The sequence below is a fragment of the Vallitalea okinawensis genome (assembly GCF_002964605.1).
GTDB classification, from domain to species: Bacteria; Bacillota; Clostridia; order Lachnospirales; family PQDH01; genus Vallitalea_A; species Vallitalea_A okinawensis.
Genome location: NZ_PQDH01000013.1, coordinates 80,650 through 93,567, shown reverse-complemented (window position 1 = coordinate 93,567; position 12,918 = coordinate 80,650). Strand labels below are relative to the sequence as shown.

General features: G+C 34.3%; 9 protein-coding genes and 1 tRNA gene. All 10 read right to left on the bottom strand.

The window, feature by feature from the left end; genetic code table 11:
- Positions 1 to 278: 278 nt before the first annotated feature.
- Positions 279 to 369, bottom strand: a tRNA-Ser gene (locus C1Y58_RS23225).
- Positions 370 to 907: 538 nt separating this feature from the next.
- Positions 908 to 1,858, bottom strand: coding sequence for an ABC transporter permease (locus tag C1Y58_RS23220; protein ID WP_105619313.1), 951 nt, complete (start codon positions 1,856 to 1,858; stop codon positions 908 to 910).
- Positions 1,858 to 2,946 (bottom strand): ABC transporter permease, encoded by a 1,089-nt coding sequence (locus tag C1Y58_RS23215; protein WP_105619311.1) that lies wholly within the window; start codon positions 2,944 to 2,946, stop codon positions 1,858 to 1,860. Before C1Y58_RS23215 ends, C1Y58_RS23220 begins: the two co-directional genes overlap by 1 nt.
- The gene (locus tag C1Y58_RS23210) at positions 2,946 to 4,466 is read right to left on the bottom strand and encodes an ABC transporter ATP-binding protein (RefSeq protein ID WP_105619309.1); all 1,521 of its coding nucleotides are present in this window, start codon (positions 4,464 to 4,466) and stop codon (positions 2,946 to 2,948) included. The genes C1Y58_RS23215 and C1Y58_RS23210 overlap by 1 nt, the downstream gene beginning before the upstream one ends.
- Before the next feature lie 289 nt (positions 4,467 to 4,755).
- The gene (locus C1Y58_RS23205; RefSeq protein WP_242985458.1) at positions 4,756 to 5,865 is read right to left on the bottom strand and encodes a BMP family lipoprotein; all 1,110 of its coding nucleotides are present in this window, start codon (positions 5,863 to 5,865) and stop codon (positions 4,756 to 4,758) included.
- A gap of 475 nt (positions 5,866 to 6,340) precedes the next feature.
- Complete coding sequence (locus tag C1Y58_RS23200) at positions 6,341 to 6,823, bottom strand: hypothetical protein (protein ID WP_105619304.1); 483 nt, start codon at positions 6,821 to 6,823, stop codon at positions 6,341 to 6,343.
- A 329-nt stretch (positions 6,824 to 7,152) separates the two neighbouring features.
- On the bottom strand, positions 7,153 to 7,701 hold the full coding sequence (locus C1Y58_RS23195) for a Fe-S-containing hydro-lyase (RefSeq protein WP_105619302.1): 549 nt from the start codon (positions 7,699 to 7,701) through the stop codon (positions 7,153 to 7,155).
- 8 nt (positions 7,702 to 7,709) lie between these two features.
- Positions 7,710 to 8,552 (bottom strand): fumarate hydratase, encoded by an 843-nt coding sequence (locus C1Y58_RS23190; RefSeq protein WP_105619300.1) that lies wholly within the window; start codon positions 8,550 to 8,552, stop codon positions 7,710 to 7,712.
- A 416-nt stretch (positions 8,553 to 8,968) separates the two neighbouring features.
- Positions 8,969 to 10,477 (bottom strand): LysM peptidoglycan-binding domain-containing protein, encoded by a 1,509-nt coding sequence (locus C1Y58_RS23185; protein ID WP_105619298.1) that lies wholly within the window; start codon positions 10,475 to 10,477, stop codon positions 8,969 to 8,971.
- Positions 10,478 to 10,633: 156 nt separating this feature from the next.
- Complete coding sequence (locus tag C1Y58_RS23180) at positions 10,634 to 12,907, bottom strand: glycoside hydrolase family 65 protein (RefSeq protein WP_105619296.1); 2,274 nt, start codon at positions 12,905 to 12,907, stop codon at positions 10,634 to 10,636.
- Between the last annotated feature and the right edge of the window lie 11 nt (positions 12,908 to 12,918).

Below are 12,918 nucleotides of genomic sequence, written 5' to 3'. Positions count from 1 at the left end.
TTGTTTATATCCGTGTTAGAATTAAATTCTAACGAAATCAAAGTTTATTTCTTGGGTATGTGTTACACTGTTCAGTTATCAAAGTTCTTTTTTTAACTCTTTGTTAGCTTTACGTTAACTCGAAGTTAAATCAAAGCGCTTAAGCATTATATCATGTTCAAAACAGCTTGTCAAGCACTTTTCCTTTTTTCATTTTTTGCCGATTATTTTCGACAACGAATGAAATTGTATCATGTGTTAACTACTTTGTCAACAACTTTTTTTACTAGGAAATTTAATGGCGGAGAAGGAGGGATTTGAACCCTCGCGCCGCGCAAACGACCTATACCCTTAGCAGGGGCACCTCTTCAGCCACTTGAGTACTTCTCCGTATTTGAACAATTAAATTTTCAAACGCAAGAGATATTATACTAAACCTAGAACCTGTTGTCAACAACTTTTCAACATATTTTTTTATGGCATTTTATTACTCCTATTTTATTGAAATAATTACATTCATAAACTCCAATAATCACTCTTTACTATTATAACTAAAGTGATATTTTATATACGTATGTTATTATGCTATTATTATCCTTATTATGCCCTTTTAACCTTTCTATATAGAATGTTAGCATTATATACTTAAAACCTCTTAAATTGGATTTGAAGCGTATATATGCGTCATTTCATTTAAAGGTTATTATAATTACATAAAAGTATTACATTACTCTATAAAATAAATTAAGCTTCTCTACGTCTTCAAAAGAGACTTGTGGATTAGCAATCAAGAAAAGTGATTACCGCCACGTTAAAACTGGAACAGGAAAGTACGGTACCTTGCGAGCAAAACGCGAACTTTCCTATTGCATAAAAAAAGAACCGTCCCTAAGGAACGATTCTTTCTATATATATAGAATATTATTATCTATCTTTTACCTGGATCATATGGTTCTCCAGCTGCTTTTGGTCCTGCAGCATTTTTACTGAATAGCATTAAAGCGATTAATGTTACTACGTATGGGAATGTATTGAATAAAATGTTTGGCATATCCTTAAGGTTATCAAATATTAACGTCATAGACGCTAATGTCTTTGCAAAACCAAAGAATAGTGATGCACCAAGGACTCCCCATGGGTTCCATTTACCAAATATTAATGCTGCTAAGGCTAAGAAACCTAAACCATTAAATGTTAAGTTAGAGAATTCACCTGAGTAAGTTGTAATAACAATAGCTCCACCTAATCCGGCTAAAGCACCAGAAATAATTACACCAATATAACGCATTTTTTGTACGTTGATACCCATCGAATCTGCAGCTTGTGGGTTTTCCCCGCAGGCTCTTAAACGTAGACCGAATGGTCTTTTATAAAGCATATACCAACTAAATATAACAATGGCCATTACTATATAAGTAGTAATATATGCATTTGAAAAGAATAATGGACCTATGACAGGAATACTGGATAATCCAGCTACATCTGACTTACTAAACTTTTGAATGATCTGTACATTACCACTACCAGTTATAGCTCTAGCTAAATACACTGTTAAAGCAGCTGATAAAATGTTGATAGCTGTACCAGAAATAACTTGGTTAGCTCGCATGGATACTGACGCAAAAGCATGTAAATAGGATAATAACCCACCTGCTAAAGCACCAACTAATAAACCAATCCAAACAGAAGCTACCCCTAGCGTACTTTGAGTTAAGGCAATAAATACTGCAGTAGCAAATGCTCCCATACCCATTAAACCTTCAAGGCCAATATTAACAATACCACTACGCTCAGAATATAGACCGCCTAGTGCAATGATTAATAAAGGCGCTGTATAAGCTATCCCTAATGGAATAATACTCGTTAACGCATCCCACATTATTTAGCACCCCTTTCCTTATCGCTCTTTTTATTTCCAATTCTTTTTAACCAACCTTTAATCATTTCATTTGTAGCAGCAAAGAAGATGATGGTAGCAATAATAATAGGCACTAATTCATTTGGAACACCTGTTGCAATCTGCATAGATAATTTACCAGCATTCATAAAACCGAATAATAATGCGGCTAAAACTACTCCTAGTGGATGGTTTAAACCTAATAAAGCAACAGCGATACCATCAAAACCCTGTGTTGGAGATACACCTATCTTAATGTTACTTGCATAACCGATATAGAAAGTGGCACCCGCTAAACCAGCTAATGCACCAGAAATCATCATGGAATAGATGATGTTTCTATTAACTTTCATACCAGAATATTGAGCTGCATCAGGATTAAAACCAACAGCTTTTAATTCATAACCAAATGTTGTACGATCAAGTACCCACCATATGATTAGAGCAGTTATTAATGCAAGAAATAATCCTAAGTTTACATATGAACCATCAAATAACTTTGTCATCCATTCCGTTCTGAGTAAAGCATTTGCAGGTACATTGGCTGATTCAGTATCAAAGGGACCTCTAATTAACTCTGGAACAAAGTAATAGACTGTCCAAACACTGATCCAGTTCATCATGATTGTTGTAACAACTTCATGTACACGGTATTTAGCCTTTAATACCCCAGGAATAAATGCCCATACAGCTCCAGCAACAATAGATGAGGTAATACATATAGGAAGAAGTATTATTCTTGGTAAATCTAATGTAATACCTAATAATACCGCAATAAAACCACCCATTAACATCTGACCAGAAGCACCTATATTAAATAGACCTGTTTTAAATGCAAAAGCAACAGCTAAACCTGTTAAAATTAATGTTGTAGAATAAAGTAATGTATCACCAATTTTTTTCAAACTACCAAAGGCACCTTGTATTAATGCACCATAGGCTTCTATAGGATTTGCTCCAGATAATAAGATAATAATAGCACCAACAAGGAATCCTAAAATTACGGAAATGAAAGGTACCATTCTATTTCTTCTTGCATCATCCATGAACATTTCACTCAGTTTTGACATTATGATTGACCTCCTTTAGAACCAGCCATCATAAGACCAAGCTCATTTTCATTTGTTTCTTCGGCATCAACAATCCCAACAATTTCTCCCTCATACATAACAGCAATTCGGTCAGAAACGTTTAAAATTTCATCCAACTCTAAAGAAACGAGTAAAACGGCCTTACCCTTATCACGCTCTTCAATTAACCTTGTATGAATGTACTCTATAGCACCAACATCAAGTCCTCTAGTTGGTTGAGCCGCAATTAATAATGAAGGTGAACGATCTACCTCTCTTGCAATAATAGCTTTTTGTTGATTACCACCAGACATGCCCCTAGCAGGTGTCTTACCACCTTGACCACATCTTACATCAAATTCTTCAATAAGCTTATCTGAATGTGTACGAATCACATCGCCATTAAGAATACCATTTTTAGAAAAAGGCTCTTGATAGTACGTTTGAAGAATCATGTTCTCTTCTAATGAATAATCAAGAACAAGACCATGTTTATGCCTATCTTCTGGTATGTGTCCGATACCACTCTCAGTTCTTTCACGTATAGGAATTTCTGTTAATTCTTTCCCGTTTAATTTAATCGAACCAGACTGAATTTTTGTAAGTCCAGTAATCGCTTGTATTAGTTCAGATTGTCCATTTCCTTCAATACCTGCAATACCTAAAATCTCTCCAGCTTTGGCTTGGATACTTAAGTTATCAACACCTTTTAAACCTCTTTGATTGAGTACATTAAGGTTTTGAACATCTAAAACGACTTCTGCTGGATTAGCTGGGTCTTTAGGTACTTTAAATGTTACTTGACGGCCTACCATTAACTCAGCCATTTTTTCTTCAGACGTAGTAGCTACATCAACAGTACCGATACCTTTACCTTTACGTAAAATAGTACAACGAGCTGCTACTGCTTTGATTTCTTTTAATTTATGCGTGATGACGATAATAGATTTACCTTCTGCAGTTAATCGTCTCATTATGTTCATTAATTCTTCTATTTCCTGTGGTGTTAATACAGCTGTAGGTTCATCAAAGATTAAGATATTAGCATCACGATAAAGCATCTTTAAGATTTCTACTCTTTGTTGCATTCCTACAGTGATGTCTTCTATTGTAGCATAAGGATCTACGCTTAAACCATATTCATCGGATAATTTTTGAATCCTATTAGCTGCAGTCTCTATGTCAATTTTACCGCCCTTAGTTTTCTCAATACCTAAGATAATATTTTCTGTAACAGTAAAATTATGCACAAGTTTAAAATGTTGATGCACCATACCAATTCCTAAATCGTTTGCTATATTAGGATTTGTAATTTTTACTTCTTTACCTCTTACTTTAATCTTCCCTGCTTCTGGCTGATATAAGCCGAAAAGAACAGACATTAAAGTTGATTTCCCTGCACCATTTTCACCTAATAGAGCATGAATTTCGCCTTTACCAAGTTGTAACGTTACGTTGTCATTGGCAACTATACCTGGGAATTCTTTTCTTATATTCAGCATCTCTACTACATATTCCATAGGCATCCTCCATAGTATAAGATTTTATTAATAATATCACTATGTTAATATTATTACGTAGTGTAAAGGTGGCTATACCACAAAACTTTACCTACATCAATATAATTTGAAACAGCTATATACTTAAATTGTATTATTAAATAAAATACGAACAATAATCACATATATTTCCTTTAAAAAAAGACTGCGCGTCCATTCGCAGTCTTTTTCATTTGTATGAACTAGAAGCATACTTCTAATCCGTATATCTTTCATCTCTTTTTTTCACTTGTGTAATGTTATCAAAAACTTATTTTAAAGTGAAGTTACCTTCTAAGAAAACAGCTAAATCTTCTTCAGTTGCTGGAACAACAACTTCACCATTTAAAACTGCTTTTGCAGCTTCATCAACAGTTTTAACAGCATCATCACTCATGTTTGGATTCTCAGCTGGTATACCAACACCTGCATCAGCTAATGCTAATACAATTGTTTCTCCACCTGGGAACTCATCATTGATTGCTGCATCAATATTGTTGTAAGCAGCTACGTCAACTTTTTTAAGAGCAGATGTTAAAGTAACTGAAGCTTCTGATCCTTCATCATAGATACCTTGATTAAATTTATCAGCATCTACACCTACTACATAAACTGATTGACCATTAGTAGCTCTTTCTTTTGCTTCGTTGAATACACCAACGCCTACACCACCAGCTGCATGGAAGATGATGTCTACGCCTTTGTCATACATACCAGCTGCTAATACTTGACCAGCTGCAACGTCATTGAAAGTACCTTGGTAGATATAATCAACGATTTCAGCACTTGTTCCTAAATTAGCATTTGCATAAGCAACACCTGCTTGATAACCCCAACCAAATTTTTGTACTGGAGGGATTTCCATACCACCGATAAAACCTAATTTACCAGTTTCAGATGAAAGTGCAGCAGAAACACCTGCTAAGAAACCAGCTTCATGCTCGTTAAAGAATACAGATACTACGTTATCAAATTTACCTTCTTCGAAGTTTTCGTTCTTTGGAGAACCATCAATTAAGATAAATTTAACTTCTGGGTATTTTGAAGCAACTTCATAAATAGCTGTTTCAAATTTAAAACCTGGAGTTACGATAACTTGATAACCACCTTCTACAAGAGCATCAATTGCTTGTACGTAATCAGTGTGTTGTTCACCATTAGGTTGAACATATTGCTTCTCAATAGTACCTTTTTCTTCTTCGTATCTTAAGATACCTTCCCAAGTCCCTTGGTTGAATGACTTGTCATCAATAGTACCTGAGTCTGTTACCATAGCTACTTTTAACTTGTCGCCGCCAGCACCGTTTTCAGCACCACAGCCTGTAAAAATAACACTTACACTTAACACTACTACTAAAATTAAACTTAATAATTTTTTCATGATTAAGCCTCCCCCTAACCAGAATTTATTTTTTTACCTCTTAATGATTAACTTCAAAAAGTAGTTTCACTTATTCCGAATATAATGCATTGTATTCAGAAGTTCAACTGAGTGCTTCCTGTAAGGTAATCATCTTAATGATATTACACCATTTAACAGTATTCTTGACAATAGACAAAAAAATTATGTATAAACATAAAATAATCACCTAACATATGAAAACGATAAGTGATGAAATATCATAGAAGCAAAATTTTAGGCCTTCATGTTGGTTGTAATAATTTACTATGGATAAAATAATGTCTTTGTTGAAATTAACAAGGAACCGGTCACATAGGTCCCAACATAAATTCTGTATCCATAAACGGACACATCATTTTACCCTATAGTTTTGTAAACTATGCATATAGTATAACTCAAAAAAATATAAATGACAATACTTTATTGTAAAAATTAATAATTATTTATATGAGTATTATAAATTAACTTTAAGTTTCTCTAATAATTTTTCGCTTGGTTCAAATTGAAAGCAATATTTTGATCCATCTTCACTATAAATGCAGTAATAAGATACACCATTCTGATGCTTCTTTGCATCGACAAAGCGCTTATTCTGCATGAATGCTTTCTTCTCTTCTCTACTAATAGGTCCTTTATGAATTTCTTCTATTTGATTGATATTTATGTTTAATAGTACTCGTTCTTTATTACCACGGCACTCTTTGATAATCAATTCTTCACAAATAATCGTATATTGATAAGATAATCCATAGCTTCTCAATACATAAAATCCTAATACAATTGGTAGACAGATCGTGAGTAAATCACTGAATACCCCCCTAATTCCCATGTTGTAAAATAACATATTCAATAAAAGTATAATGATAAACAACACACCAGTAGTGACTACTACTTCTAATAGTGACGCTCGTTTTCTACGAGATTGCTCAGTATGCATAGATGACATCTCCCTCTTAGCCTATTTCTGATTGTGTGATATGTATGATCATTAATTATATATAAGTTGAATTAAGGAAAATATATTAAACTATAGAAAAAAATATTCGTAATGTTTAGTTCTAATATAGATCGTACACTAAAATAGGGCTAAAATTATTAAAGGAGTGAATCTACACACTCCTTTATTATTTGTTCTGGACTTATAAATAAGCAATACTTTTTATAACTTAATCATTATATTACAGCTTACATTTGTTTACAAATACTTTCTCCTTTGATTATTAGGGTTTAATCCTCTAAAAGGTCCATTATTTCAAAACATGGTTCTTATTCTCTATATTTCTCTCGCTCGCTTACGTATAGATTGTTTCCTTCACTATCCAATACCACTATTGCTGGAAACTTTTCCACTTCTATCTTTCTAATGGCTTCAGTTCCCAGATCATCATAAGCGATAATTTCTACACTTTTAATTCGGTCTGAAATGAGTGCTGCTGCCCCACCTACTGCTGCAAAATAAATGGCTTTATGCTTTTTAATACTATCGATTACTTCTTCACTTCTTTTCCCCTTACCGATCATGCCATTTAAGCCCTTTTCAAGTAGTGGGGTCGTGTAAGAATCCATTCGATAACTGGTTGTTGGTCCTGCAGATCCAATAACGCGACCTTCTTTGGCTGGTGCTGGACCAACATAGTAGATAATCGCATCTTTTAAGTCAAAGGGTAACTCTTCTCCATTATTCATTTGATCAATAAGTCGTTTATGTGCCGCATCCCTTGCTGTATAAATTGTACCTGATATTAATACACTGTCCCCTGCTTTTAGCTCAGCTACCTTATCTTTTGTAAATGGTGTTGTAATTTCTTTCATTATGACCCCTCCTATAAAACCTTACTGACATGTCGTGTTACATGACAACTTATGTTAATAGCTACTGGTAAACCGGCTATATGTGTAGGATAGGTTTCTATATGAATATCTAAGGCTGTTGTTTTGCCACCTAATCCTTGTGGTCCAATACCTAGTTTGTTGATCTTTGTCAGCATCTCATCTTCCAGTTCTTTAATATGTGGTATTTCAGAAGAATGTCCAACTGGTCTTAAAAGAGCTTTCTTTGCCAAATATGCCGCTTTATCAAATGTACCACCTAATCCCACTCCTACTATAATAGGTGGGCATGCATTTGGTCCTGCTAGTTCTACAGCTTCAAGTATAGCCTTTTTTACACCTTCAATACCATCAGCTGGTTTAAGCATATAGATTCTACTCATATTTTCGCTACCAAACCCTTTTGGAGCTACTGTAATTTCCACTTCACTGCCTGGAACAATATTATAATAAATGACAGCAGGTGTGTTATCCTTTGTATTTTCACGAATTAAAGGATCATTAACAACAGATTTTCTTAAGTATCCTTCTTCATAACCTTTTCTTACACCTTCATTAATAGCTTCTTCTATGGAACCACCAACCAAATGGACTTCTTGCCCGATTTCACAAAATACTACCGCCATACCTGTATCCTGGCAGATTGGCATTTGCAGATCTCTTGCTACTTCCGAGTTATCGATTAATTGACCTAGTATATCCTTACCAATAGGTGAAACTTCCTCTTTAATTGATGTATGAAATGCCTCTTTGATATCATCACTAATGTAATAATTAGCATCAATACACATTTTAGCAACTGCTTCTGTGATTTGACTAACATGAATTTCTCTCATATTCCTACCTCCACTCCTTGGTATCTGTATAAGTTCAATATATATCTGCTTCAAATTATAGTTTATCCAAATAGGTTTTACAACTGTTCTTATAAGAACCAAAAATTCTTTAGAAATTGCTTTATTTCCTATTATTATATCACACTAATTATCGTTATCATACATACCTACCTATTAGTTATACTAAACTTAACATTTAGTACAGCTTATTTAATATGCAAGTGTTTTCAGTTTATTTTAAGTTAATTTATTTTATTTGAATTATCTATTATATGTTTACTTAATTTTCTAGTCGGCGTAATAGCGCCCCTTGTATACTTGACCCTATTAGTAATAACTTATTAGGTTTTAAATTAAAAAGCGATACCTACATAGATATCGCTTTTTACTATATATAAATATTTTTGATTGTATTTTTATGTCCTTTTTGGCACCACAACCTCTTCTCTCATCATGGTCCACATCTCAGGATCTTCCATCCCAAGTCTCCAAAGGGCTATGCCTTTAATCCCATAATCCCAGGCAATATCTATTTTTGCCTTAATACTCTCAGCATTCTCAAACCATACCTCATGCTGAGACCCATCTTCCGCTGTATAACTGAACATCGGTGTTAGCGTTTCTTCATCAAAAATAACCTCTTTACCATATTGATCAGCTAACTCCATTGCCCGATCATAAGTAGCATAATTGGCTGTATCCGTATCGAGGTTGAAATCAAAACCGAAGACTGATACGGCTGCTAGGATTTTTTCCTTTGGAACTCGCGTTATCGTATAATCTAAAACCTTCTCCATCCATCCTGAAGATACAACTGGACCAGGTCCACTTCCAGGCCATCCATGTTCATTATAGAGCATGACAACAAATTCATCTACAGCTTTCCCTATAGTGGCATAGTCATATGGATTAGAAAAGGGATTAACATCTTCATCAGTTATTCTAGCAGGCAAATCTGCTGACAACAAGTAGCCTTTTTCATCAAAGACTGCACCTAGTTTTGTATAAAAGTCTGATATTAGTTGTTCATCTTCTTCATAGGCATCCTCAAAATCTATATTAACGCCATCAAAATCAAGAATTTCTACCAAACTAACTAATGATGCAATAAAGGCATTCTGCGACTCTTCAGTTGCTAACATCTGATGCAATACTTCCTTATTAATCTCTTGGTTACCTCGTTCATACAATAGATTATGAACCGTCGGCATCATAAGAATATTGTTTTCATGACCAATTTCAACTAATTTTTTAACTTCTTCATCAGTAAACTCACCGAATTTATCTACTTTTGTGGGATCAGATCTACTAATACGATACATAAAGAGCCCTATCTCAGAAAGCTCATCGGTATTTCTAACAAATGATTCAAATGAACTAGGTAAGGCTGGCCCTTCTTCTAAAGTATAGAACCCTAAAATAGTGGAGATAGGCTTTTGACCATCCACTACTTCTATTTCTACATCATTGGCATTCACATAACCTCTTGAACCATCATGTAACATAACATTATACCATTTATCTTCTTGTAACATAACCGGTAGCTTAGTTCCCTTTTTCATTGTAGCCAAAACAGGATACATACTCCCTGCCCATCTGTATATATTTACCTGATCACTGGTAACGATGGCTTGAGTGTATAAAGGAATTAATAGGGGCTGGTCTATAACAAGCCGATCACTCTCTAACTCATTCAGCTGTATGATACTCTGAGCCGTGGTTTTAAAGAGTTCGGCAATAGTATATAGGGTTTCTCCCGGTTTAACGTAATAATACATCACAGGAATGATTAAACGCTGTCCAACATAAACCTCATCTGTCTCCATTTTATTTGCTTCTTTGATAGCATCAACAGTAGTCTTAAAAAATGCACTTATTGTATAAAGTGAATCTCCCGGTCTCACATCATAATAAATTCTATTCATTACATTCACCTCAACACAGCTTCCTACTTTATTTGTATTCACGATTATGAATAATATTCTGATGGAAATCAAATTGAGGTAATAAAAAAGTACATGAGAAATCAATGTTCTCATGTACTCTAAATAATACACATTTCCTTATGCTTAATCCATGGATTAAGCAAGGTCTATATGAAGCTTTGATTCTAACGTATATACTTTTTCATATACTTTTATGTCTAAAGCTTCGCCTTCTTCTAAAAGGATTTCTATTCTATTTTCTTTGACTATTACTTTAACAAGTCTACCTTGATAAATGAACTTAAAGGCATATTCTTGCCATTTGCTCGGCTTTTTAGGATTCAATGAAGCTATATCTTCTTTAATTCTTAATCCTCCGAAGCCATAGACGATACCAAGATAAGTACCACCCATGTTAGCCGTATGAATACCATGCTTTGTATTACCATGATGATCATCTAAATCTAACCTTGCTGATTTCATAAAGTAATCGTAGGCTTTTTGTTCTTCACCTACTTTAGCTGCCATTATGGAGAAAACACCAAAAGATAGGGATGAATCATGTGTGGTAATGTTTTCATAATAATGATAAGACTTTTCTATAGTCTCATAACCTTGTTCATCTTCCAAAAGAAAATGAGCCAATACAGTATCTGCTTGCTTACAAATCTGATAACGATAAATTAATAAAGGGTGATAGTTTAACAATAAAGGAAACTTATTCTTAGGTATACTACTAATCTCCCATATTTTTTTGGTTAAGAAAGTATCATCTTGGGGGTTAATACCTAATGCTTTATCATATGGTAAGTACATATTTTCATAGGCTTTTTGCCATTTCTCGACTTCCTCTTTTGTTAATTCCATTGACTCTATGATTGTTGTCATATGGTTCGACTGGTCCTTTAGTAATTCATACATTTTATAAGCCCATTTCAAATTGTGTTTAGCCATGACATTTGTATAATAGTTGTTATCTACCACACAAGTATACTCATCAGGTCCAGTTACAGAATGAATCATAAATTGATTATGGTGGAAATGACCAATATCAGCCCAAAGGCGTGCTGTCTCAAATAATATTTCAGCACCATAATGAATCATAAATTCTGTATCTCTTGTTATCATGTAGTATTGAATGACAGCATAGGCAATGTCTGCATTAATATGATACTGAGCTGTTCCTGCTGGGAAGAATGGTGAGCATTCATCGCCATTGATGGTTCTCCAAGGATAAAGAGCACCTCTTTCATGCCCCATTTCCTTAGCTCTATTACGTGCCCCATCTAAGATAGAGTGACGATAGATTAAAAGCTTTTTAGCTAACTCAGGTTGTGTTAATAAGAAGAATGGAAAAATATATATTTCTGTGTCCCAGAAATAATGACCTTCATAACCTTCTCCACTCATTCCTTTCGCTGCAATATTACTGTATTTATCTTTTCCAACAGATTGTAGCAATTGATATACATTATAGTGGATACCTTGTTGTAAGTCCTCATCGCCCTGGATAGTAATATCTGCACTCTTCCAGAACTTTTTTAGATATTGAATCTGCTCATCTAAATAAAAATCAAACTCTCTATAGATGACCTTCTTTAATAACTCTTTTCCGTCTTCTTCCGGTCTCTCATGTCGTCTATCATCCGTATAAACATTGTATTTTGTTAATGTGATCTTTTGACTTCTTTCAATATCAGTTGAGATAATCGCTGTTACTTTACGCTCATGTTTCTCAAAATTCAATTCACATGTTTCATTTAAATGATGATGACAAGTACAGGTAGCCTTCAGTTTTGAATGTATGGTAGTAGTTGATACTTGTATCATATTCTCCACTACTTTTGCGTCATACTGCTCGTAGCACTTACCATGTCCCCCACCTGTTCTTGGATCCGTTTCATCAGTGTAATTCACGATATCACCATCAACTGATGATAAGAATTTTATTTCACCATCAAAGTTGACAGCCTCTACTGTATAGCGAATAAGAAATAACTCTAGTGTATTGAAGGAAGCTAGACGTTCAATAGTGATCTTTACTTCATGCCCTTTAGGTGAACGCCAATGGATGCTTCTCGTTACTGAACCTTCCTTCATGTCTAACGTTCTAGTAAAATCAAGTACTTCTCCTTGATGAAGAGAGAAATACTCACCTTCTATATATAAATGGATGGTTTGACTATCTATTACATTTAAAATCTTCTGTTTTGTATCTGGAAATCCGTATAGCTTTTCACCATAGGTGATAGGTTCAACCTCATAAAATGCATTTAAATAGGTGCCACGTATAGTATCGAAGCCAGCTTCATAACCTTCTTCAAAATTGCCCCTAACACCAATGTACCCATTGGATACATTAAATAAGCTCTCATTTTTTAATAATACTTTATTGTCCTCATAAATTTTGTCTTGAACTAGCCAGCTCATCTATACACCTC